This is a genomic window from Pseudomonas sp. BJa5 (assembly GCF_030272875.2).
GTDB lineage: Bacteria > Pseudomonadota > Gammaproteobacteria > Pseudomonadales > Pseudomonadaceae > Aquipseudomonas.
In genome coordinates, this window is the sequence record NZ_JALRNG020000003.1 from 117,182 (window position 1) to 140,213 (window position 23,032).

Here is a 23,032-nt window from a genome sequence, read left to right on the forward strand (position 1 = left end):
ATAAGTGTTTTTTTTCATTGACTTAAGCCTCTGGTCAAGTCATTGGCGGGCCACTCGGGGGCTGTTGCAGGGCTGTAACATCGAATGCGCCACGTGTGTACAACCGCCCCAAAGAAAGGCAGATCGCTGCACGAATTTGGCACGTTCCCTGCCTTGCGCCCGCAAAACAGCCCTTCCCAGCGAGCCAAAAACACGCGATACTGATCGGCTTCCCCGATGAAAAACCCTTATTCCTTGCCAACCGCCGGCCAGTGCTGTAGTCTTGCCGCCGTTAGTACCAAGCTGAAAGTCAATTCTGGCCAAAGCAGTCCTTGCAGTGCCCTGCCCACCTCGGGTCAGCGCCTGCTGAAACCAGGACCGGCCCACTCGATGGTTCCCAGGTAAATCTCACGCTTACCCTGACCGAACCAACCTGCAGATTGATCAGGATCTTCACCCCGCGGCATAGAACCTCGACCCGGTGTGTTGCCTGTCCTCTGACGTACCTACCAGTCAGCCCCAGCGCCACACGATAAATGCGCCCACAACTGGCTGCCCTGTTCCAGTCAGGTTCTTCGCCCCAGGCCTAAATGCCGGCGTTACTGGAACGTTTTAAATGTGCACGGATCGAAACCGTGTCTATTGCAGGAACATCCAATAACTATGACTCACTCTATCCATACTCAGGCTGCGATTCGCACCCTATCCCAGGCATTTGCCCCACTGAACTGCTTGATCCTGGCGTCGCGCAAGGGCGGCTTCAGCTTCACCCTGGTCAATGAACACGGCATTGCCCGTCACAGCGAGCGCCTGTACCCCGAGCAGTACAGCCAGGCCGAACCGCTGCAGGCGGTGATCGAGCGCACCCGCCAGGCCCTGGTTGCCTGATTCGCGCTGCCGCTGCACCGCTCAAGCCCCGCCCTCTGGCGGGGCTTTTTGTTTCCAGCCCCCTGTGGGAGCGGCGGTGCGACGACTCGACTTGCCCCGCGATCGCGGACTGGAAGATAAATCGCAATCGCGGGACAAGCCCGCTCCTACAGGGCCTAATCACTTCGCGGCATATGATTTATAACTGGAAGCTGCAAATGTTTTTAAAACAGGCCTTTACGGCTCGAATATGACACTACACTTCAACTCAAGCGGCACAGGCCGCTTCCGGCGGGCCTGACCGACTCACCAGCTGCCAAGCTCCAGCGTCCGCCGGCCAATTCAAAGTTCGAGGGCTTTATGGGTATCGCCGCGAGCGAGTTGAGCCAGTTTGTCATCCGCCCGACCCTGATCTACCTGGGCCGCCACTGTGCAAGCGCCGAAGCATTGTTACTGGGAGTTGCCGCCAGCCAGTCGGCCCTCGGTTCGGCCCTGCACGATCGCCGCGGCCACGGCCTCTACCGCATCGGCGAACACCGCCACCAGACGCTATGGGACCAGTTCCTGGCCCGCGACCCGGAACTGGCCAGCCTGGTTCGCGGCCTGGCCAGCCAGCACGCTTTCCTCAGCGGCCCGCACCTGGAACTGACCGTCAACCTGCGCTACGCCACCGCCATCGCCTGGATGCTGATCGAAGAACAAGCCCCGACACTCCCCGCTGCCGATGATCTTCTGGGCCTGGCGCGCATCTGGCGCCAGACCTTCCAACCCCAGGGACGCCTGCGCGATTTCACCTGCGCATGGGAAACCTGCATCGCCCCTGTGACTCTGCAAGCCTGCTGACAGTCACTGAACTCCAATTTGGGAAAAATCCGAAATTCTGGTCGGATTGTCCTACAAAACCGCTCTATCTCCAGTGTTTCAGCCTATAGCGCTGAGGTCGAAATGTTGGTAATTTTCGCCCCGGAGATCCCAAGGAGTTCTAATAATGAAAAAAGTAATGCTCAAAACCTCTCTCAGCCTCGCCGTTACACTCGCCTCTACTCAACTGTTCGCCAGCGGCTTCGCCCTCAACGAACAGAGCGTCAGCGGCATGGGCACAGGTTTCGCGGGTCGTTCTTCTTCTGCCGATGACGCCAGCACTGTTTTCGGCAACCCTGCCGGTATGTCGCGCCTGAAACGTGAACAGATCACCGTAGGCGGCGCAGCCATCATCGCCAAGTCCGACATTTCGGGCAGCGGCACCTTCGGCGGCAGCACCGATGGCGACATGGTTCCTGTCGTCGGCGTGCCCATGGGCTTCTACGTCAAGCCTATCGATGATCAGTGGAGCGTCGGTTTCGGCGTCTACGCACCGTTCGGCCTGGTAACCGACTACGAAAGCGACGCCGCCAGCCGCTACTGGGGCAAGAAAAGCTACGTCGAAGTCGTCACCTTCCAGCCGACCGTCAGCTATGCCTTCAACGACAAGGTCTCGATCGGTTTCGGCCCGACCTTCAACCATATCAAGGGCGAGCTGAGCTCGAACATCCTCAACCCACGCACCCCGGGCCGCAATGACGGCGAGGTGAAGATCAAGGGTGACGACGTCGCCGTCGGCTACAACATCGGCGTGATGGTCCAGGCCACCGACAGCACCCGCCTGGGCCTGACCTACCACTCGATGGTCGACTACAAGCTCGAAGGTGACACCAAGATCAACTCGGCCCTGATCGGCCCGTTCAGCGGCAGCAAGTTCGACGCCGAGCTGAAGATCAAGACCCCGGAGTCGGTAGACCTGTCGGTCACCCACGAACTGGATGACCAGTGGACCCTCTACGCGGGCAGCACCTGGACTCGCTGGAGCCGCCTGGAAGCGATCACCGTGACCAACGAAGTGCCTGCACCGCTGGCCGGTCAGTTCGGCACCATCAGCGAAGAGCAGAACTGGCACGACACCTGGGCGCACGCCATCGGCGCCGCCTACAAGCTGAACAAGCAGTGGGTACTGCGCACCGGTTTCACCGTCGACCAGTCGCCGACCAACAACCACGACCGTTCGCCACGCATCCCGACCGGCGATCGCCGTGTCTTCAGTCTGGGCGCCGGCTACAGCCCGAACGACGACATGACCATCGACCTGGCCTACTCCTACCTGTGGGAAGAAGATACCAAGGTCAACCTGAGCAGCCCGACCAAGGGCGCGTACAACGCCAAGTACGAGAACAGTGCTCACGGCCTGGGTGCGTCGCTCACCTACCGCTTCTGATATATCCCCTGCTGCACGAAAAACCGCCGGATCCGGCGGTTTTTTCATGTCGGCTCACAAGGCCAGGCCTTGGCCAGGTTCTCCTGCAGATAGTCCATGAACGCCCGCACCTTGGGGCTCATGGCAAAGCGGTCGGCGACACACAGGTAGATGTCCATTGGCTCGGTTTGCGCATAGGCCTGACTCGGCTGCGAGTACTCGAACAATGCCACCAGCTGCCCCCGCTCGATAAAGGGCCTGGCGATGAACTCGGCCAGCCGGGCAATGCCACCGTGGTGGGCGGCCATCTGCGCCAGCACTTCGATGTCGTCGCTGATCAGCACATCGCCGAACTCGGCATCAAAACGCAGTCCATCACGCACAAAGCCCCAACGCAGGAATCGTCCGTCCACCGGGTAGCGGAACACCAGGCAGCGGTGGGCCTTGAGCTGCTCCGGTGCCGCTGGCCAACCAGCTTGGGCCAAGTATTGCGGGGACGCACAGCAAATGAACGGGACCTGGGCAATACGCCGTGCCAGCAAGCCGTCGTCCAGTTGCGGCTTGATGCGGATGCTCACATCCACGCCCTCCCGGGCATGGTCGACCCGCCGATCATTCGTAATCAATTCAATCGAAAGCTGCGGATAGCGGGCATTGAACCCGGGAATCAACGGCGCCAGCACATGGCGGGCGAAGGCCGAGGACGACGCGATGCACAGGCGCCCCTTGGGTTCGCTTTCGGGCGTCAGCACGGCCAGGTGCGCCTGCTCGAGATCACGCTCGATGTGTTTGACCTTCTCATAGTAGAGCGTGCCGCTGGGCGTCAATGCCATGCTGCGGGTGGTTCGCGACAGCAAGCGCACGTCCAGGTGCGCCTCCAGGCGGGCGATGTTCTGGCTGACTGCCGCCGCACTCAGGCCCAGGCTGCGGGCGCCACCGGCGATGCTGCCAGCCTCCACCACCTTGATGAAGCTCTTGATCGAGCCCAGCAGATTCATACGGATCAATCCTTCATTCGTAAGAATTTCTTTATAAAGACCTAAGCCCCGCAGGTCTACCGGACGCGACTGCCTGCTTGTTAGGCTGCGCTACCCGATCCAGTCCAGGAGCCCCCATGACGACAACCACCACCACCCGCAACCGCCGCAAGCTTGGCGCTCGCGCCACGCCGTACGTGTTCGCCTTCTACATGTCGGCAATCATGGCCATGCTGATGTGCCTGGTGATCACGGCGGCCAATTCCGGCATCGACGAGCATCTGCTGGGCAATGCGCTCAAGGCCTATCAGCTGGCCATGCCGGTGGCCTTCGCCTGCGTGCTGGTGGTGCGCCCGCTGGTGCTCAAGCTGGTGGCCTGGACCGTACATCCGTTGTAGGCGCAATCGCGGGGCAAGCCCGCTCCCACAGGCGCAGTTCAGGGCTGCGAAGCGATGGCTTTCTCGATGGCGGCGGTGAATGCCGGATCATCCGGTTTGGTCAGGCTGGAGAAACTGCCGACCACCTTGCCCCGGCGATCGACCACGTACTTGTAGAAATTCCACTTCGGCGCGCTGCTCTGCCTGGCCAGTTCCTTGAACAGCGGCGTGGCGTCGCTGCCACGCACCGGTTGGGCCTTGGTCATGGTGAAGGTCACGCCATAGTTGGCGTAGCAGACCTTGGCCGTTTTCTCGGCGTCGGCGTCTTCCTGCTTGAAGTCGTTGGAGGGCACCCCGAGCATCTCCAGGCCTTGCCCATGGTAGGTCTTGTAGACCCCTTCCAGGCCCTCGAACTGCGGTGCAAAGCCACAGTAGCTGGCGGTATTGACCACCACCAGCGGCTTGCCGGCAAAGCGCTGGCACAGGTCGATCTGCTCCTTGCCGCGCAGTTCCGGCAGGCTGCCGGTAAGCAGCGCCGGGCAATCGGCCGCCTGCGCGCCCGCGGCGGCCATCAGGGTAAACAGTGGAGCCAACATCCAGCGTGTGCGCATCGTTCTCTCTCCGTTGAACCGCCTTGGAGATTGCAGAGTACTCCTAGCACACGCCCATGCCCAACTGCATCAGCGCCAGGCCGCCCTCATGCCAGCCCCACCAGGCCAGTGCCAGCAGCAACGCCGCCGCCAGGGCCAGCAGTCCGCGCAGGGCCAGGCGGTTCATGCCGCTTGCGCCTGCAAGCGCGCCACAGGACGCTCGCGCACCGGCCAGTTGAGCGCCGCCGCCAGCAGGCTGAGCAGGATCGAGATCTGCCAGACCAGGTCGTAGTTACCGGTCTGGTCATACACCACCCCGCCCAGCCAACCGCCGAGGAATGCGCCCAGCTGGTGGAACAGGAAGACGATACCGCCGAGCATCGACAGGTTGCGCACGCCGAACAGGGTCGCCACCGTGCCGTTGGTCAGCGGCACGGTCGACAGCCACAACAAGCCCATGGCGATACCGAACAGGTAGGCGCTGAACTGGGTCACCGGCGCCCACAGGAACAGCACGATCACCACCGCCCGCAGCAGGTACAGGGCCGTCAGCAGGCGCGGTTTGGACATGCGCCCACCCAGCCAGCCGGCGGTGTAGGTGCCGACGATATTGAACAGACCGACCAGGGCCAGCACCGTGGTGCCGACCGTGGCGGGCAGGTGCTGGTCGACCAGGTAGGCCGGCAGGTGCACGCCGATGAACACCACCTGGAAACCGCAGACGAAAAAGCCCAGCGCCAGCAGCCAGAAACCGGAGTGCGAACAGGCTTCGCGCAGGGCCTGACCAAGGGTTTGCTCGGCGCCATGGGCTGGCAGCGGGCGGTCCTTGAGCAGGCTCACCAGTGGCACGATAAAGGCCACCGCCAGCCCCAGCACCAGCAAGGCCGCCGACCAGCCCAGCCAGCCGATCAGGCCGAGGGTGCCCGGCAGCATGGCGAACTGGCCGAAGGAGCCTGCCGCACTGGCGATGCCCATGGCCATGCTGCGCTTCTCGGCCGGCACGGCGCGGCCGACCACGCCGAGAATCACCGAGAACGAGGTACCGGACAGGCCGATACCGATCAGCAGACCGGCACTGAGCGACAGGCTCAGGGCCGAATCGGACATGCCCATCAGCACCAGGCCGATGGCATAGAGAATACCGCCGACGATCACCACCCTGGCCGCCCCCAGGCGGTCGGCCAGGGCGCCGGCGAAGGGCTGGGCCAGGCCCCAGATCAGGTTCTGCAGGGCAATGGCGAAGGCGAAGACTTCACGCCCCCAGCCGAAGTCCGCGCTCATGGGCGCCAGGAACAGACCGAAGCCATGCCGCACCCCCAGGGACAGGGCGAGGATCAACGCCGCCCCCAGAAGAATCCAACCGCTGGTTCGCCATACCGATGTCATGCTTGTTCTCTCCTGGAAGCCGCAAGGTTATGCGGGTATATACCCGCTTTTATTCGTATCAATCAGGACAACAGTTCCAGCAGGCGCACCAGCTCTTCACGCTGGCCTTCGCCGAGGGTAGTGATCAGCCCTTTCTGCGCCTGTTCCCAGGCCGGTTGCGCGGCCTGCAAACGGGCCTCGCCCTGCTCGGTGAGCAGCACCAGGCGGTTGCGCAGGTCCTGCCCTTCGGCCAGTGCCACCAGGCCTTCGGCTTCGAGTACCTTGAGGTTGCGCCCCAGGGTACTGCGATCCAGGCCCATGGCCTCGGCCAGGGTCGAGATGCTCGGCTGATCGAGACGTCGCAAGTGCCGCAACAGGGAAAACTGGGCGACATTGATCCCGAAGCCTTCGAGCGCCTCGTCATAATGCCGGCTCACCCCGCGGGCGGCACGACGCAGGTGGGTGCAGATGCATTCACTGGTCAACATAATGCGTGTATATACCCGTATCGTTTCGACGGCAAGTTTTTCCTCATTTCCCTAGAGCACCAGGGCGAGCAATACCGTCAGCTCCACCAGCTCCAGCAAGGCGCCGGCGGTGTCGCCGGTGGTGCCGCCCAGGCGACGCATCATCAGTTGCCGCAAGGCGATGAAGGCCACGGCCGCCACCAGCACCGCCCAAAGCCCGTTGAGCCCCGCCAGCAGCCCGCAGGCGCCCACGCAGGCCACCAGCACCAGGCGTGCACTGCGGCGCGGCAGATGATCAGCCAGGGCCTGACCCAGGCCACCGGCGCGGACATAGGGCGTGCAGAGGAACAGCGCCAGCAGCGCTGCACGGCCAATCAACGGCGCCAGCAACAGCAGCACAGCCTGGTCACGTTCGATCAGCGCCAGCAAGGCACAAAACTTGAGCAGCAACACCAGCACCAGGGTGACCACCGCAATCGGCCCGCTGCGCGGGTCTTTCATGATCAGCAAGGTGCGCTCGCGGTCGCCGAAGCCGCCCAGCCAGGCATCGGCACTGTCGGCCAGGCCATCCAGGTGCAGGGCGCCGCTGAGCAGTACCCAGGCGCTGAGCAGCAAGGCGGCGTGAAGCAACAACGGGCTGCCATCGAGCACGACGTCCAGCCCCCAGAGCAGGCCACCGAACAGCAGGCCCACCAGCGGGTAGCACAACAGCGAGCGGCCCATCTGCTCGGGGGCCGGCATGCCGGGCAAGCGCACCGGCAGGCTGCTGAGAAATTGCAGGGCGATCCAGAACGGCAGCATCTCAGCGCTCCTGCAAGGTGCCGTCGGCGTGCACCTCAAGCCGGCACAAGGCGCCATGGCCGACTTCGACCTGCAGCAACTGTTCGCGCGGCAGGCCACGGGCGCGGGCCAGCAGCAGGCGCATCACTCCGCCGTGGGTCACCAGCAGCACATGCTTGCCGGCGTGCTGGCGATGCAGCGCGGCAATGGCATCCAGCACCCGGGCGGAAAAATCACTGACCGCCTCGCCACCGGGGGGTGTATAGGCATAAGGATCAGCCCAGAACTGCCCCAATTGCTGCTCGTGGGTCAGCATCAGGTCGGCGGCGCTGCGCCCTTCCCACTCGCCGAAATGCAGCTCCTGCACACTGGGTTCCAGTTGCAGCGGCACCTGCAACTGTTCGCCCAACTGCCGGGCGAAGTGCGCACAGCGTTGCAAGGGCGAACTGACCAGGGCATCCCACGGCCCGCCATCGGCGACCGCTGCCCGCATCTGTTCCCAGCCCCTGGCGGTCAGCGCATCGTCCAGGCTGCCGCGCAGGCCGCCGCCGAGTTCGGTTTCGCCATGGCGCAGCAGGTCGATAATCATGCCGGACGGTCCGCCACCGCCGCTTCGGCGAAGGTCGCCATCTGCCCGTGCAGGTCACAGGCCAGGCGCAGCAAAGGTACCGCGAGGGCGGCACCGCTGCCCTCGCCCAGGCGCAGGCCGAGCTCCAGCACCGGCTCGGCGTCGAGCTCGGCCAGCACGCGGCGATGACCTGGCTCGGCGCCACGGTGGCCGAACAGCAGCCAGTCGCGGCAGGCCGGGTTGATGCGCACCGCCACCAGCGCAGCCACGGTGCAGATGAAACCATCGACCAGTACGGCGACACCGGCCTGGGCGCAGCCCAGGTAGGCACCGACCAGGGCGGCGATTTCAAAACCGCCAAGGCAGAACAAGGCCTGCAGCGGATCAGCCGACAGGTCGCCGTGCAGCCTGAGGGCCCGCTCGATCACCTCGGCCTTGTGCCGCACGCCAGCGGCATCCAGGCCGGTTCCCGGACCGCTCAGTTCGCTGGCCGGGCAGCCGAGCAAGGCACAGGCCAGGGCACTGGCCGCGGTGGTGTTGCCGATGCCCATTTCGCCGCCGATGAACAAGTGCGCGCCAGAGGCCGCCGCACGCAGTGCGCTGTCACGGCCACCTTGCAGGGCCCGCAGGCCTTGCTCGCGGGTCATCGCCGGGACCTTGGCGAAGTTCGCCGTGCCCGGGCCAACACGAAGATGAAGCACGCCCGGCAGCTCCAGGGCGGTATCGATGGTGCCCAGATCGACCACCTCCAGTTTCGCACCCAGTTGCCGCGCCAGCACACTGATCGCCGCACCACCGCCGACAAAGTTCTGCAGCATCTGCCCGGTCACCGCCTGGGGATAGGCGGAAATACCCTCGGCGACCACGCCATGATCGCCGGCGAAAATCACGATACTGACCTGATCCAGGCGCGGCTTGAGCTGCCCCTGCAGGCCGGCGAGCTGCACGGCGATCTGTTCCAGGCGCCCCAGCGAGCCTGCCGGTTTGGTCAATTGTTGCTGGCGCGCCAGGGCCTGTTCATGGGCTTGCAGGTCAAGGGCACGGCAGGCTTCAAGCCACCAGTTCTGGCTCATGGTGCGATTCCTTTGAGGGTAAGGGGCAGGCCGGCGACCGTGAGCACCACACGCTGGCAGCGCTCGGCAATGGCCTGGTGCAGCCAGCCGGCTTCATCGACATAACGCCGGGTCAGCTCGCCCATCGGCACCACACCCAGGCCGGTTTCGTTGCTGACCAGAATGATCTCGCCCGGCAGTGTGGCCAGGCAGTCGAGCAAGGCCGTACGCTCGGCGGCCAGGCGCTCGGGATCGTCCAGCATCAGCAGGTTGGTCAGCCACAGGGTCAGGCAGTCGACCAGCAGGCAGCGCCCGGCACTGGCATTGCTGCGCAGGGCATCGGCCAGAGCCAGGGGTTCTTCGATCAGCCCCCAACTGGCCGGCCGGCGCTCGCGGTGCAGCTGCACCCGGGCATTCATTTCACCATCCAGCGGCTCGCTGGTGGCGATGTAGGTGACCGGCAAGCCGCTGCGCTCGGCCAGTTGTTCGGCCAGGCGGCTCTTGCCGGAGCGGGCACCGCCGAGGATCAGGTTGAGCATGTCAGTTCAGTCCGCACAAGTGACGCAGGCGCGTGGTATCCAGGTGCTGCTCGACCAGGTCGGCCAGGCGCTCGATATCGCGCTCGCGCAGGGCCTGGTAATCGATCAGCTCGACGTCCGCCAGGCCGGCCCAGCGCAGCAGCGCCGCGCAGGACTGCGGGCTTTCGAACAGACCGTGCAGGTACGTGGCGAGGATCTGTTCGTCGGCGCTGATGGCGCCGTCACAGCGACCGTCCGCCAGGCGCACCGCCGGCCGTTCGAGCGCCGGGCCAGAGGTGACCCCGGCATGAATTTCATAGCCGCCGATCGGTGCCTGTTCCAGCTCCAGGGTACCGCTGACGTTGCGCAGCTGCTTTTCGGCTTCCAGTACGGTGACGAAATCGAGCAGGCCCAAGCCCTCACTGCTGCCCGCCGCGCCTTCCAGCCCCAGCGGGTCATCCACCTGCTGGCCGAGCATCTGCAGGCCACCACAGATGCCCAGCAGCTTGCCGCCGTAGCGCAGGTGACGGGCGATCGCCTGGTCCCAGCCACGGGCACGCAGTTGCGCCAGGTCGCCGCGCACGCTCTTGGAGCCGGGCAGGATGATCAGGTCGGCGGGGGGAATGAGGTCGCCCGGGCCGATGAATTGCAGGTCCACCTGCGGGTGCAGGCGCAGCGGGTCGAAGTCGGTGTGGTTGCTGATCCGCGGCAGCACCGGCACGATCACCTTGAGCGCACGCGCCGCCTTGTCGCCCTGGCGCTGGTCGATGCCGTCCTCGGCTTCCAGGTGCAGGTCCATCACATAGGGCAGTACGCCCAGCACCGGCTTGCCGGTACGCGCTTCGAGCCAGTCCAGGCCCGGCTGCAGCAAGGCGATGTCACCGCGAAAACGGTTGATGACAAAGCCTTTGACCCGCGCCTGCTCGCTGGGCGACAGCAACTCCAGGGTGCCCACCAGGTGGGCGAAGACGCCGCCCCGGTTGATATCGGCGATCAGGATCACCGGGCAATCCACCGCTTCGGCAAAGCCCATGTTGGCGATATCGCCGGCACGCAGGTTGATCTCGGCCGGCGAGCCGGCCCCTTCGACCATCACCACAGGATACGCGGCGCTCAAGCGCTGGTGGGAGGCCATCACCGCCTGCATGGCGATGGTCTTGTAGTCGTGGTACGCCACCGCATTCATGCTGGTGACCGCGCGGCCGTGGACGATCACCTGGGCGCCGGTGTCGCTGTTGGGCTTGAGCAGCACCGGGTTCATGTCGGTGTGCGGCGCAAGCCCCGCCGCCTGGGCCTGGACCGCCTGGGCCCGGCCGATCTCGCCGCCGTCGGCGGTCACCGCGCTGTTGAGCGCCATGTTCTGCGGCTTGAACGGCACCACCGCCACGCCCTGGCGCAGCAGCCAGCGGCACAGGGCGGTGACCAGGGTGCTCTTGCCGGCATCGGAGGTGGTGCCCTGCACCATCAGGGTACTCATGGGTGTTCCTTGCGATAATCGTTGAAGGCCTGCTCCAGGCGCTGGAAATCCTGGTCGCTGGCCGGCAGGCCGAAGCGCAGGCTCAATGGCGCTGTGAACAGGCGCAGGAGGATGCCGCGCCGGGCCATGAACTCATGCAGCCGCAGCGCCTGGTCGCTGACCAGGTACTGGAACAGGTCACAGCCTCCGGTTGGGGCAAAGCCGGCAGCACCGAGCACGCGCGCCAGGCGCTGGCTGGCCTCGGTGCAGCGGATGATCTGCTGCTGGTGCGCGGCGGTGTCGAGCAGGCAGGCCTGGCCGAGAATGCGGGTCGGGCCGCTGACGGTCCAGGGGCCCAGCAGTTCGGCGAGCTGTAACAACAAGGCGCGTTCGGCCAGGGCAAAGCCCAGGCGCACACCGGCCAGGCCGAAGAACTTGCCGAACGAACGCAGCACGATCAGCCCGGGGCGATCGGCGTGCGCGGCGATGCTGTGCTGCGGGGTGTTGTCCATGAAGGCTTCATCGACCAGCAGCCAGCCGCCACGAGACGCCAGGCGGGCATGCCAGTCCAGCAGCTGTTCGGCGGGCACCAGCCGGCCAGTGGGGTTGTTCGGGTTGACCACCACCAGCACATCGAGGCTGTCGAGCTGCTGCTCGACCTGGTCTTCCCGAAGCTCTATCAGTTCATGACCGGCGCGCCGCCAGCCCTCGGCATGCTCGGCATAGCACGGCGACAACACCCCGACTTTGCTCCGGCCACGCAGCTGCGGCAAGGCCTGGATCGCCGCCTGGGAGCCGGCGACCGGCAGCAGTGATTCGGCGCCGTAATAGGCGCTCGCCGCCTGTTCCAGGCCGTCATCGGTTTCCGGCAGGCGCGCCCAGGCACGCAAGGGAATCTCGGGAATGGCATAGGACCAGGGGGCGATGCCACTGGACAGGTCCAGCCAGTCTTCCCGGGCAATGCCGTAGTGCTGGATGGCGCGCTGCAGGCGCCCGCCGTGTTCAAGCATAGAGTTCCGCTCCCAGGCACAACAACAGCAGCCACAACCAGACCCCCTTGCACACCAGACGCCAGCCGCGCTCGATGGCGTCGGCGTCAGCCGCCGGGCCTTCGCCCAGGCGCGTGCGCTCGTGCAGTTCGCCGTGATAGACCGCAGGTCCGCCCAGCTCCACCCCCAGCGCCCCCGCCCCGGCCGCCATTACCGGGCCGGCGTTGGGACTGTCCCACAAGGGCGCCTGGCGACGCCAGCAGCTCAGGGCCAGGCGGGTCTTGCCGAGCACGGCGTAGGTCAGGGCCACCAGCCGTGCCGGAATGTAGTTGAGCACATCGTCGATGCGTGCCGCCGCCCAGCCGAAGCGCTCGAAGCGCTCGTTGCGATAGCCCCACATGGCGTCCAGGGTGTTGCTCAGGCGATAGAGCACCACCCCCGGCGCACCGGCGACGATAAACCAGAACAAGGCGGCGAACACCGCATCGCTGCCGTTTTCCAGCACCGATTCGGTTGCAGCCCGGGCCACGGCGGTTTCGTCCAGTTCGCGGGTTTCGCGGCTGACCAGGTAGCTGACGCGCTGACGTGCCTGCTCCAGGTCACCGCTGCGCAAGGCGCTGGCCACCGGGATCACGTGTTCACCCAGGCTGCGCAGGCCCAGGGCGCAGTACAGCGCCAGCACCTCCACCAGCCAACCGATATAGGGCAGCCAGGACAGCACGGTAATCAGCAGGGTCAAGGGGATTACCGCCAGGAACCAGGCGGTGACGCCATGGCTGCGCCAACCGCGCCCCCCGGCATTGAAACGCTGCTCCAGACGCCCGGCCAGGCGACCGAACGCCACCAGTGGATGCCGACGCTCGGGCTCCCCCCACAGCGCATCCAGCGCCACGCCGGCAACACTCAGCAACGCCACACTCATCAAGACTCTCCCCACTGGTTTTCGAACAGCATGTCACTCAAGGGCCGCACCGTCGCCCAGCCTTCGAGGGCCAGCATCGGTGCCGGGTAGAACGCCTGGACCGGTCCCAGGCAGAGGATCGCCAGTGGCTTGGCACCTGCCGGCATACCCAGCAGCGCGGCCAGTGCCGCCGGCTCGAACAGCGACACCCAGCCCATGCCCAGCCCTTCGGCGCGGGCGGCCAGCCAGAGGTTCTGGATGGCGCACGACAGCGACGCCAGGTCCATTTCCGGCAGGGTCCTGCGACCGAAAATGTGTTTCTCGCGGTCATCCATCAACGCCGCCACCAGCAATTCGGCGCAGTCGTTGATGCCTTCGACCTTGAGCTGCATGAATTCGTCGGAACGCTCGCCCAGCGCTTGGGCGGTGCGCACCCGCTCCTCCTCCACCAGGCGCTGGATACGCTGGCGCAGGCTGCGGTCGGTAATCCGGATAAAGCGCCAGGGCTGCATCAGGCCGACGCTGGGCGCCTGATGCGCGGCTTGCAGCAGGCGTGCGAGCAGCTCGGGCGCCACTTCACCCGGGATGAAATGGCGCATGTCGCGGCGCTCGCCAATCGCGCGATACACCGCCGCGCGCTCGGCATCGGTAAAGGCCTGGTCGCTCATGGTGCCAACAGCGCCGCCGCCGCCCGGGGGTTGGAGGCGAAATAGAAATGCACGTAGGACGCGGTCAGCCGCCCGCAGCGATAGACCGCTTCGGCGCCGCGGCCGCCATTGGGGCTCTGGCCACGAGCGATCGGCTCCAGCGCGGTGCTGGTCAGGGAGTGGTGATAGGTGTGCCCGCGCAGGTTGCCCTCGGGCAGCTCCACCGCCTGCAGGGCCAGGGCAGCCAGGCGCTTCTGCATCACCGCTTCGCCCTGCAGCAGGCCCAGCAGTTCGGCACGCTCGCCGGCCACATCGGTCAGGGCATCGAGCAGGTAGAGCATGCCACCACATTCGGCGAGCACGGGCTTGCCCGCCTGGTGGTGGGCGCGAATGGCGCCGAGCATCGGCGCATTGGCGGCCAGCGCCTGATGGTGCAGCTCCGGATATCCGCCCGGCAGGTACAGGCTGTCCGCCTCTGGCAGGCAGGCGTCACGCAGCGGCGAGAAGAACGCCAGCTCAGCGCCCATGGCCCGCAGCAGGTCGAGGTTGGCGCCATAGGTGAAGGCAAAGGCTTCATCCCGGGCCACTGCAATGGTGACGCCTTCGAGCAACGGCTCGATGTTCAACTCGCTCGGCGCCGCGAACGCCACCGGTGGCGGCAACGACGATTCGCAACTGGCTCCCAGGGCCTCGGCAGCAGCGTCCAGGCGCAGGTCCAGGTCATTGAGCTCACTGGCCTGGACCAGGCCCAGGTGGCGGCTCGGCAGTTCGATGCCGGTTTCCCGCGACAGGCCGCCATACCAGCGCAGGCCCTCGGTCAGGCTGCCTTCGAGCAACTGGGCATGACGCAGGGTGCCGACGCGGTTGGCCAGCACCCCGGCGAACGGCAGGTCGGGCTGGTAGCGCGCCAGGCCCAGGGCCAGGGCGCCGAAGGTCTGGGCCATGGCCGTGCCGTCGATCACCGCCAGCACCGGCACGCCGAAGTGACGCGCCAGGTCGGCGCTCGACGGCGTGCCGTCGAACAGGCCCATGACCCCTTCGATCAGAATCAGGTCGGCCTCGCCTGCTGCTTCCCACAACAGACGCCGGCTTTCCTGTTCACCGACCATCCACAGATCCAGCTGGTACACCGGCGCGCCGCTGGCCCGCTCGAGAATCATCGGGTCGAGGAAATCCGGGCCACACTTGAACACCCGCACCTTGCGCCCCTGGTTACGGTGCAGGCGTGCCAGGGCGGCGGTCACCGTGGTCTTGCCCTGCCCCGATGCCGGCGCGGCGATCAGGACCGCCGGGCAGTGCCGGGTCAGACTCATAGTTCGACGCCCTTCTGGGCACGGATGCCGGCCTGGAAGGCGTGCTTGATCATGCCCATCTCGGTGACGGTGTCGGCCAGTTCGATCATCTCGTCCTTGGCCCCGCGACCGGTGACGATCACATGCTGCATCGGCGGGCGCGCCTGCAGGTCGCTGAGTACCTGGTCGAGGTCGAGGTAGCCGTGCTTGAGGGCGATGTTCAGCTCATCGAGCACCACGAAGGCGATGCTCGGGTCCTGCAGCATCTGCCGGGACACGGCCCAGGCGGCTTCGGCGGCGGCGATGTCGCGCTGGCGGTCCTGGGTTTCCCAGGTGAAGCCCTCGCCCATCACGTGATAGCGCACCTGCTCGGGAAAGCGGCGGAAGAACAGCTCTTCACCGGTGCTGTTGCGGCCCTTGATGAACTGCACCACGCCGCACTGCATGCCGTGGCCCATGGCCCGCGCCAGCATGCCGAAGGCCGAGCTGCTCTTGCCCTTGCCATTGCCGCTGAGCACCAGCAGCAGGCCGCACTCGTTGGGGGCGTTGGCGATACGCTCGTCGATTACCGCCTTCTTGCGCTGCATACGGGCCAGGTGGCGTTCGTCACGCTCGGTGGATTCAGTCATCGAAGTTCTCCGCAAACCACTGTCGGCCAACCGCAACGAGCGTAGCAGCACGGGGCTGCACAGGTTTCGCGGCGAAGGATGGGCAACAGATGAATGGATAAGGCAGACGGAGAAACGCGCAGGGCTGCGGCACGAAGCCGAAGAAACCGCGCATCACCCTCCGTGATGCCGTTGACTGTGACAGGCCGGTCTCCGGGCTTGTGAGCGGGGCCATGAACACCCGGGTCGCGCGCCTTCCCGGGTGCGGGCACCCAGTGGCCATGCGCGGCCTTGACTCACCTACCGTTGCGGGGGCAGCGCCGGATTCGCGCGCCTTTGCGCGCCCACCGGCTTCCCTGTTTCACCCTGCCAGGCCACAGCCCACAGAGCACCTGAAACAAGTCGCGAAGGTTAGAGGGTTGCACCGGGAGCGTCAATGAAAGGCGCCCTACCGGCCTGGATCAATGGCGACCTTGTCATCTTGTGTCACCCTGATTTCAGTGATATCAAATAGCCATAAACTGGCTGTACTCGATCACAATGATAAAGGAGAGAGCAGCATGCAAGGCCTGATCATCAACAACACACGCCTGGAATTCCTGCGTCCGGTGCTGGAACGCTGGGTCGAATGCATCGATCGATTCAACCAGGTGCTGGGCGATGGCGAAGCCGCCTACTGGCACGGCGCCCAGGCCAACCTCGGTTTGCTGTCAGCGGCGGCCTGGCAAGCCGAGTTGGTGACCTTGGCGCAGCACCAGAGCAAGAAGCAGCGCGAAGACGGTGATCGCGACGGTCGTTGCGACCTGTATATCGCCAGCCGCGAAGAAGCCGCCTACCTGCAGGCCAGCCAGCGCTGGCCACGGATCGCCCGGCTTGACCTGGCCAATGCCCTGGCCGAAACCGTACAAGCCGCCCGCCAGGTCGCAGCACCAAGCCAGCTGAAAGTCGCCGCCCTCTTCGCCAGCCCCTGGAAAGCCGGCCAACACGCCAGCCCCGAAGAACTCCAGGACCTGGTCGACGACCTGCACAAGCACACCGCCTGTGCCATTGCCTGGTACTTTCCGTACGCCTATCGCAAGTTGCACAACGAAGCCGGGCAGTATCACCCCGGGGTCGCCCTGCTGCTCAAGCAGGCCTGATCCGCCCGCCACCAAGGGAACCTCGCGAACGCGGCCGTCCTCTACTGCCAAAGAGGCCAACTTCGTGAGGTCACCACAATGGGCAAGACTCCGATAGCGCTGCTGCTGGCAATGAGCGCTGGATTGAGCGGCTGCGGCGAAACCGCCCGCCTGCAGGTCAGTGACGGGTACGGTCCGTCCCCCCAACTCCCCGAGCCGAACAAGACCCTGATTCCAACCGTCAACATCGCCCCGGCGGTGGGCTGGCCCCGGGGCGCCAGGCCTTCGACGGCACCCGGCACCCGGGTGGCGGCCTTCGCCGAAGGGCTGGATCACCCGCGCTGGCTGTACGTACTGCCCAATGGCGACGTACTGGTGGCTGAAACCAACGCCCCGCCCAAGCCTGACGACAACAAGGGAATACGGGGCTGGGTGATGAAAAAGGCCATGGGCCGTGCTGGCGCCGCCGTGCCCAGCCCCAACCGCATCAGCCTGTTGCGCGACAGCGACCGGGATGGCGTGGCCGAAATCCGCACCACTTTCATCGACAACCTCAACTCACCCTTCGGCATGGCCCTGGTGGGCAACGACTTCTACGTGGCCGATACCGATCGCTTGCTGCGCTTTCACTATGAGCCCGGCAGCATGGCGATCACGGGCCCTGGCACACTGGTAGCCGAGCTGCCCGGTGGGCGGCTGAATCACCACTGGACCAAGAACGTGATCGCCAGCCGCGACGGCAAGAAGCTCTACGTGACAGTGGGCTCCAACAGCAATGTCGGCGAACACGGCATGGCGCAGGAAAAAGGCCGCGCCGCGATTTGGGAAATCGACCCGGCCAGCGGTCAAACGCGCATTTTCGCCTCGGGCCTGCGCAACCCCAACGGCATGGCCTGGGAGCCACACACCGGACACCTGTGGACGGCGGTCAACGAGCGCGATGAGATCGGCAGCGACCTGGTGCCCGACTACATCACCTCGGTCAAGGACGGCGGTTTTTATGGCTGGCCATACAGCTACTATGGCCAGAACGTCGACCAGCGGGTCAATCCACAGGATCCGCAACAGGTGGCCTCGGCCATTGCCCCGGACTACGCCGTAGGCCCGCACACCGCCTCACTGGGCCTGACCTTCGCCGAGCCCGGCGTACTACCGCCGCCGTTCGAGCAAGGCGCATTCATCGGCCAGCACGGCTCCTGGAACCGCAAGCCGCACAGTGGCTACAAGGTGATTTTCGTGCCCTTCAGCACGTCCGGCCGACCGGCAGGCAAGCCGATCGACCTGTTGACCGGCTTTCTTGACGCTGACGGCAAAGCCAGGGGGCGACCGGTGGGGGTCATCAACGATCAGCGTGGGGGATTGCTGGTGGCCGATGATGTGGGCAATACGATCTGGCGGGTGAGCAAGGTGAAGTAACCCTGTCGCGGGGCAAGCCCGCTCCCACCTGGACTGCTGTGGGAGCGGGCTTGCCCCGCGATGCGATGTAGCTCATACATCACAACGGGGCCCACCCCCACAAAGACAGTTGATCTCACATCTCAGGGAATGCGCGCCAACGCAGGGGGCAGCACGCGCTTGGCATTCAGATAAGCTTTTTGCCAGTAGCTGTTGGCCAGATAATCCAGACGAACGGTGCCACCGGTGGCCGGCGCATGGACGAAACGCCCTTCCCCGACATAGATCCCGGCATGACTGACCTGGGACCCGCCATTGGTGGCAAAGAACACCAGATCACCGGACTGCAGGTCATTGCGCTGGATGTTCGGCGCACGAATGCCGATCATTTCCCGGGTCGAGCGCGGCAAGGATATACCCGCTGCGTCACGGTAGACGTAACCGATCAGGCCACTGCAATCGAAGCCCGAATCCGGTGTGTTGCCGCCCCAGCGATAGGGCGTACCCACCAAACCCAGGGCCCGGAACAGGACATCGTCGGCAACTGGAGAAAAGTACACCTGAGGCGCCATGACCACAGGCTCGACTACCTTGGACGGGGTCGGGGCATGGCTAGAGCAGGCACCGAGCAGTGCCAGCAGGGAAAGGAGAGCGAAGCGCGCCTGAATCGCCATGGTCAGAACATCCTGTCTGAAGCCGTCCCGGGGTGAGCGGGAAAATAGGTGAGAATTTAGATTAGACGCTTTCTGTAAACACGCACGGCGACGCGCTTTTCAGCTACGTCGCCGTGAGGTTGCAAGGCTCATGATCAGTTACGCGAGATAACGGTCTCGGTCGGTGCCATGGCCAGTGCACGTTTGGCTTCGATAAAGGTCTTGCTCCAGTAGCGGTCACCGAGCTTGTCGATGCGCACGCCACCGCTGCGGCGGCTGCTGGAGTGGATGAACTGATCGTCGCCCAGGTAGATCCCGGCGTGGCTCACGCGGCCGCGACCATTGGTGCTGAAGAACAGCAGGTCGCCTGGCTTGAGGTTGTTGCGAGCAACCAGCGGAGCATTCACGTTGATCATTTCGCGGGTCGAGCGCGGCAGGTTCAGGCCGGCCTCTTCGCGGAACAGATAACCGATGAAACCGCTGCAATCAAAGCCGGACTGCTCGGAGGTGCCACCAAAACGGTAACGGGTACCGATCAGCGACATGCCACGCTCGAGGATGTTGTCGGCCAGGGCCGGCAGCTGGTAAGGCTTGCTGCTGGCGAAATTATGCAGATCTTCTTCGGTGGCCAGCTCTTCCTCGAACAGCGATGCGCTGGAGGATTTGGCCGAGGCCTGGGTGGCCACCGGTTGTTGAGCCTGCTGCTGCGAAACTGGGCCATGGGCCGCGCAGCCAAAAAGCAGGGTCACAAGTGCGAGGGGCACGAGGGGTGCGAAGCGCTTTAGCATGGGCACGACCGTGTCTTTTGATTTAGTGAAGGCGCGACTATGCCCTCTATCGCATCGATTTGCAAATTCAATCGAAAAAAATGTGACTTTTATGTGGCGAGGCTCTAGTGCCTGCCTTACCAGCCCAAAGTTTCTTTCAAAAACGGGATGGTGAGCTTGCGTTGAGCCTGCAACGAGGCCTGGTCGAGGCGTTCGAGCAGGTCGAACAATGCACTCATGCTACGGGTGCCGCGGGTCAGGATGAAATGCCCGACCTCATCGGTAAGGTGCAGGCCGCGACGCGAAGCGCGCAGTTGCAGGGCGCGCAGCTTGTCTTCGTCCGACAGCCCGCGCATCTGGAAGATCAGCGCCATGGTCAGGCGCGACTTGAGGTCGGCGAGCTTGATCGGCAGTTCCCGCGGCGAACTGGAGGCCGCCAGCAGCAGGCGCCGGCCGCTGTCACGCAGGCGGTTGAACAGGTGGAACATGGCCTCTTCCCACTCCGGCTTGCCGGCAATCACATGCAGGTCGTCCAGGCAGACCAGTTCATACTGTTCCAGGTTATCCAGCAGTTCGACGCCGCGGTCGAGCAGTTGCGCCAGCGGCAGGTAGACAGCAGGCTCGCCCAGTTGCTCGAAACGCAGGCAGGCGGCCTGCAACAGGTGGGTACGACCGACACCCTGCTTGCCCCAGAGGTAGATCAGGCTTTCGGTCCAGCCGGCGTCGGCTTCGCAGAGTCGCTCGACGTAGCCCAATGCGGCGGCGTTGGCACCCGGATAGTAGTTGATGAAGGTGGCGTCATCACGCAGACGCACACCCAGGGGCAACTGGATCGGTTTCATGCTGGCTGGGCGGATCCGAAGAACCACAAGGGGCCTTTTGTGAAAAGTCTGCAAAGTTTATACCCGTGGCGCCGGTCGCACAATCGGCGTGGACCACAAGCAAAATCAAAGGCTTGCATCGGCAGGTGACAACCGATGCAAGCACTTGGCTATCAACCTAGAGATCCGGGTCGATATCGCCGGCATAGATGTCCGACTCTTTATAAAGGTCATGCACGTGGCGCAACAGCACCATGATCACCGCCGCCACCGGCAGGGCCAGCAGCACCCCGGTGAAGCCGAACAGCTCGCCGCCGGCCAGGATCGCGAAGATCACCGCCACCGGGTGCAGGCCGATGCGATCCCCCACCAGCAGCGGCGTCAGGACCGTGCCCTCCAGGACCTGGCCGACCATGAACACCGCAGCAATGCCGAGCAACGGGTAGGGGTCGCCGCCAAACTGGAACAGGCCGGCAATCATTGCCGCGCCGATGCCGATGATGAACCCCATATAAGGCACGATGGCCGCCAGCCCCGCCAGCAGGCCGATCAGCAGGCCGAGTTCCAGCCCAACCAGCATCAGGCCGGAGGCATAGATCACGCCCAAGGCCAACATCACCAGCAACTGGCCACGGACAAAGGCGCCGAGCACTTCGTGGCACTCCCCGGCCAGGGCCACCGCCCGCGCTTCGCGCTGGCGCGGCAGCAGGCTGCGGATCTTGGCCATCATCAGGTCCCAGTCGCGCAGCAGGTAAAAGCTCACCACCGGGATCAGCACCAGGTTGGCCAGCCAGCCCAGCAGTGCCAGCCCCGACGCCGTGGCCTGGGACAGGATAACCCCGACGATATCGGTGGTCTGACCCATGTGGGCACTGATGGCGGCCTTGATCTTGTCGAACTTCCAGAAGCCTTCGGCCAGACCAAGGCGCATTTGCACCCAGGGCAAGGCGTCGTGCTGCAGCCAGTCGAGCATCTGCGGCGCCACTTCGTAAAGCCGGACCAGCTGCCTGGCCAGCATCGGCACCAGGACCAGCAGCAACAGGGTCAGCAGCAGGGTGAACAGGGTGAATACCAGCACTACGCCCCAGGTGCGGGACAACCCGGCACGCTCCAGGCGGTCGACCAGCGGGTCGGCCAGGTAGGCCAGCAGGATGCCGACCAGAAAAGGTGAAAGGATCGGGTGCAGCCAGTACAGCAGCGCGGCGCACAATAGCACCACGCCGAGCCACACCCAGCGACGCATATCAGTCATGAACGGCTCCAGGCCAGGTCAGGGGTTACCAACGAAAACGCAGCCCGTTGAAGGGTGTTGCCACAGCAGCCTGGGTGGCGAGCGGGTTGGCCGGGTCGACCACAGGTTGCGGCGCCGGCGGCTCGGCGGGCAGCTCCTGGAGCTTGGCCAGGCCCAGCTGGGCGCGCAGTTGATCCGGGTTACCGGTCAGCTGCCAGGTCAGGGTATCGCCCTGGGCCCGGTTCAGGCGTGCGCCATAGGGCTCCAGTACCCGGCCGAGTTCGGCATAGCGCGCCAGGTTCATGCCCTGGATCTGCACCTGCATTTCACTGCTGGCGCCAGGACGAGCGACAAAACGCGGCGCCAGGCGGCTGCTGACCGCCAGCATCACGGCATCGGTCAGGGCCGCCTGGTCGGCAGCTTCGACCTTGCCCTGCTCGCGCTGGTTGCCCAGCCACAGGTGCCAGGTCCCCTGCCACTTGCCATCGGCCTCACTGGCATGCACGGCCAGCAGCGCATCGGCACCGTAGCGCTCGGAAGCGCCGCGCAAGGGCGCCGGATCCGAACCTTCGAGGTTCTTCGCCGTCGCCACCAGTTGTTCATCAAGGTCGGCCAGCGGCAGGCGCAGCGGCAGGCCGCGGTGCCGGGCAGCGCGGCGCAGCGGTTCGGCACTGCCCTGGCCGTCGCCGACCAGGCTGGAACCTTCACTGCTGTCGTTCAACCACCAGCCCAGGATCGAGGGCCGGTTGTTACCCCACAGGGCCAGGCCGGCCTGGCGCAAGGTGCGTTCGGTGCTGCCCGGATCGAAATCCACCAGCACGGTTTGCGGGGGACCTGCTTCGAAGCCGAACTGGCTGATGATCTGCTGCGGATCCTTGCGCAGCGCCGCCAGGGCCGGACCCTGCACCGCCTTGGGGTCGCCGGTCAGGCGCAGCACGAGGGTCTCGAGGGCTTTTCCGGTGGCCTGGGCGCGGGCTTCGGCGCCCTGCCCCTCGACCGGTTCGCGGACCTGATACAGGCCGGAGAGGGTTTCGGCCTGGGCCGACAGTGCCCAGAAGGCCAGACAGCCAACGGCCAGGTAATTTCGCAAACGCATGAAGGATTCCTGTCCTGGTAATAAAGAAGCGATGCTTGCGGGCAGTTGCCCATAGACCGCAGCACCCTGCAAAACATTCGGTCAGCGCCGACAAATTCATCCCATTGCCTTGCTATACCTTATACAGCCTGCGCCCTGGCAACCAGTCGGACACCGTGAAAGCATATTTTTTAACGGATCTGGGCCCTGCCCGTCGGCCTGAGGATGGCCGCTACCGGGCAACCCTGATAAAATCGCGCGCCTTCGCAGACCGGCGACGGTCAGGCAGCCGGAATACCCTCCGAAATGCCT

The 23,032-nt window shown here is 64.9% G+C and carries 26 protein-coding genes and 1 riboswitch; of the genes, 6 read left to right on the forward strand and 20 right to left on the reverse strand.

Features of this window, described 5'->3' with window-relative positions:
• The first annotated feature begins 642 nt into the window (after positions 1-642).
• From M2D63_RS02755 to M2D63_RS02765, 3 genes are all read left to right on the forward strand, one after another.
• A complete protein-coding gene (locus M2D63_RS02755; RefSeq protein WP_285861249.1) occupies positions 643-867 on the forward strand; it encodes a hypothetical protein in 225 nt (74 codons plus the stop codon).
• A 339-nt stretch (positions 868-1,206) separates the two neighbouring features.
• Positions 1,207-1,689, forward strand: coding sequence for a hypothetical protein (locus M2D63_RS02760; RefSeq protein ID WP_285861250.1), 483 nt, complete (start codon positions 1,207-1,209; stop codon positions 1,687-1,689).
• Positions 1,690-1,834: 145 nt separating this feature from the next.
• Positions 1,835-3,094 carry an OmpP1/FadL family transporter gene (locus M2D63_RS02765; protein ID WP_285861251.1) on the forward strand — a complete coding sequence of 420 codons (1,260 nt, stop codon included), beginning with the start codon at positions 1,835-1,837 and terminating at the stop codon, positions 3,092-3,094.
• A 44-nt stretch (positions 3,095-3,138) separates the two neighbouring features.
• Here the strand turns inward: M2D63_RS02765 and M2D63_RS02770 are convergent, their stop codons facing one another.
• Positions 3,139-4,071, reverse strand: coding sequence for a LysR family transcriptional regulator (locus tag M2D63_RS02770; RefSeq protein ID WP_285861252.1), 933 nt, complete (start codon positions 4,069-4,071; stop codon positions 3,139-3,141).
• 116 nt (positions 4,072-4,187) lie between these two features.
• Between M2D63_RS02770 and M2D63_RS02775 the strand changes: the two genes are divergently transcribed.
• Complete coding sequence (locus M2D63_RS02775) at positions 4,188-4,448, forward strand: DUF2798 domain-containing protein (RefSeq protein ID WP_285861253.1); 261 nt, start codon at positions 4,188-4,190, stop codon at positions 4,446-4,448.
• Positions 4,449-4,486: 38 nt separating this feature from the next.
• Here the strand turns inward: M2D63_RS02775 and M2D63_RS02780 are convergent, their stop codons facing one another.
• From M2D63_RS02780 to cobO, 14 genes are all read right to left on the reverse strand, one after another.
• Positions 4,487-5,038, reverse strand: a complete 552-nt coding sequence (locus tag M2D63_RS02780; RefSeq protein ID WP_285861254.1) for a glutathione peroxidase — start codon at positions 5,036-5,038, stop codon at positions 4,487-4,489.
• A 43-nt stretch (positions 5,039-5,081) separates the two neighbouring features.
• Entirely contained in the window at positions 5,082-5,204 is a 123-nt protein-coding gene (locus M2D63_RS02785; protein WP_285861255.1) for a hypothetical protein, read from the reverse strand.
• Positions 5,201-6,403 carry an MFS transporter gene (locus M2D63_RS02790; RefSeq protein ID WP_285861256.1) on the reverse strand — a complete coding sequence of 401 codons (1,203 nt, stop codon included), beginning with the start codon at positions 6,401-6,403 and terminating at the stop codon, positions 5,201-5,203. Before M2D63_RS02790 ends, M2D63_RS02785 begins: the two co-directional genes overlap by 4 nt.
• Positions 6,404-6,465: 62 nt before the next feature.
• Positions 6,466-6,870 (reverse strand): MarR family winged helix-turn-helix transcriptional regulator, encoded by a 405-nt coding sequence (locus M2D63_RS02795; protein ID WP_285861257.1) that lies wholly within the window; start codon positions 6,868-6,870, stop codon positions 6,466-6,468.
• A 51-nt stretch (positions 6,871-6,921) separates the two neighbouring features.
• Positions 6,922-7,650: an adenosylcobinamide-GDP ribazoletransferase gene (locus tag M2D63_RS02800; RefSeq protein WP_285861258.1), complete on the reverse strand. Its 729-nt coding sequence runs from the start codon at positions 7,648-7,650 to the stop codon at positions 6,922-6,924.
• Position 7,651: 1 nt separating this feature from the next.
• Positions 7,652-8,218 carry an alpha-ribazole phosphatase family protein gene (gene cobC, locus M2D63_RS02805; protein WP_285861259.1) on the reverse strand — a complete coding sequence of 189 codons (567 nt, stop codon included), beginning with the start codon at positions 8,216-8,218 and terminating at the stop codon, positions 7,652-7,654.
• Positions 8,215-9,270: a nicotinate-nucleotide--dimethylbenzimidazole phosphoribosyltransferase gene (gene cobT, locus M2D63_RS02810; RefSeq protein WP_285861260.1), complete on the reverse strand. Its 1,056-nt coding sequence runs from the start codon at positions 9,268-9,270 to the stop codon at positions 8,215-8,217. The genes cobC and cobT overlap by 4 nt, the downstream gene beginning before the upstream one ends.
• Positions 9,267-9,788, reverse strand: coding sequence for a bifunctional adenosylcobinamide kinase/adenosylcobinamide-phosphate guanylyltransferase (gene cobU / locus M2D63_RS02815; RefSeq protein ID WP_285861261.1), 522 nt, complete (start codon positions 9,786-9,788; stop codon positions 9,267-9,269). Before cobU ends, cobT begins: the two co-directional genes overlap by 4 nt.
• Before the next feature lies 1 nt (position 9,789).
• On the reverse strand, positions 9,790-11,244 hold the full coding sequence (locus tag M2D63_RS02820) for a cobyric acid synthase (protein ID WP_285861262.1): 1,455 nt from the start codon (positions 11,242-11,244) through the stop codon (positions 9,790-9,792).
• Positions 11,241-12,233, reverse strand: a complete 993-nt coding sequence (gene cobD, locus M2D63_RS02825) for a threonine-phosphate decarboxylase CobD (RefSeq protein WP_285861263.1) — start codon at positions 12,231-12,233, stop codon at positions 11,241-11,243. The genes M2D63_RS02820 and cobD overlap by 4 nt, the downstream gene beginning before the upstream one ends.
• Complete coding sequence (gene cbiB, locus M2D63_RS02830) at positions 12,226-13,134, reverse strand: adenosylcobinamide-phosphate synthase CbiB (protein WP_285861264.1); 909 nt, start codon at positions 13,132-13,134, stop codon at positions 12,226-12,228. Before cbiB ends, cobD begins: the two co-directional genes overlap by 8 nt.
• On the reverse strand, positions 13,134-13,781 hold the full coding sequence (bluB, locus tag M2D63_RS02835; protein WP_285861265.1) for a 5,6-dimethylbenzimidazole synthase: 648 nt from the start codon (positions 13,779-13,781) through the stop codon (positions 13,134-13,136). The genes cbiB and bluB overlap by 1 nt, the downstream gene beginning before the upstream one ends.
• The gene (locus tag M2D63_RS02840) at positions 13,778-15,073 is read right to left on the reverse strand and encodes a cobyrinate a,c-diamide synthase (protein ID WP_285861266.1); all 1,296 of its coding nucleotides are present in this window, start codon (positions 15,071-15,073) and stop codon (positions 13,778-13,780) included. The genes bluB and M2D63_RS02840 overlap by 4 nt, the downstream gene beginning before the upstream one ends.
• Positions 15,070-15,681: a cob(I)yrinic acid a,c-diamide adenosyltransferase gene (gene cobO, locus M2D63_RS02845; RefSeq protein ID WP_285861267.1), complete on the reverse strand. Its 612-nt coding sequence runs from the start codon at positions 15,679-15,681 to the stop codon at positions 15,070-15,072. The genes M2D63_RS02840 and cobO overlap by 4 nt, the downstream gene beginning before the upstream one ends.
• A gap of 165 nt (positions 15,682-15,846) precedes the next feature.
• A riboswitch (cobalamin riboswitch) is annotated at positions 15,847-16,071 on the reverse strand.
• A 149-nt stretch (positions 16,072-16,220) separates the two neighbouring features.
• Here cobO and M2D63_RS02850 point away from each other — a divergent pair.
• Together M2D63_RS02850 and M2D63_RS02855 are read left to right on the forward strand one after the other, a co-directional pair.
• The gene (locus M2D63_RS02850; protein ID WP_285861268.1) at positions 16,221-16,799 is read left to right on the forward strand and encodes a hypothetical protein; all 579 of its coding nucleotides are present in this window, start codon (positions 16,221-16,223) and stop codon (positions 16,797-16,799) included.
• A gap of 78 nt (positions 16,800-16,877) precedes the next feature.
• A complete protein-coding gene (locus M2D63_RS02855) occupies positions 16,878-18,194 on the forward strand; it encodes a sorbosone dehydrogenase family protein (RefSeq protein ID WP_285861269.1) in 1,317 nt (438 codons plus the stop codon).
• 122 nt (positions 18,195-18,316) lie between these two features.
• Here the strand turns inward: M2D63_RS02855 and M2D63_RS02860 are convergent, their stop codons facing one another.
• From M2D63_RS02860 to M2D63_RS02880, 5 genes are all read right to left on the reverse strand, one after another.
• Positions 18,317-18,847, reverse strand: coding sequence for a C40 family peptidase (locus M2D63_RS02860; RefSeq protein WP_285861270.1), 531 nt, complete (start codon positions 18,845-18,847; stop codon positions 18,317-18,319).
• Between the two features lie 134 nt (positions 18,848-18,981).
• Positions 18,982-19,614 (reverse strand): C40 family peptidase, encoded by a 633-nt coding sequence (locus M2D63_RS02865; protein WP_285861271.1) that lies wholly within the window; start codon positions 19,612-19,614, stop codon positions 18,982-18,984.
• 116 nt (positions 19,615-19,730) lie between these two features.
• Positions 19,731-20,435 (reverse strand): DnaA regulatory inactivator Hda, encoded by a 705-nt coding sequence (gene hda, locus M2D63_RS02870; RefSeq protein WP_285861272.1) that lies wholly within the window; start codon positions 20,433-20,435, stop codon positions 19,731-19,733.
• A 157-nt stretch (positions 20,436-20,592) separates the two neighbouring features.
• A complete protein-coding gene (locus M2D63_RS02875; RefSeq protein WP_285861273.1) occupies positions 20,593-21,666 on the reverse strand; it encodes an AI-2E family transporter in 1,074 nt (357 codons plus the stop codon).
• 25 nt (positions 21,667-21,691) lie between these two features.
• Complete coding sequence (locus M2D63_RS02880) at positions 21,692-22,741, reverse strand: DUF2066 domain-containing protein (RefSeq protein ID WP_285861274.1); 1,050 nt, start codon at positions 22,739-22,741, stop codon at positions 21,692-21,694.
• Between the last annotated feature and the right edge of the window lie 291 nt (positions 22,742-23,032).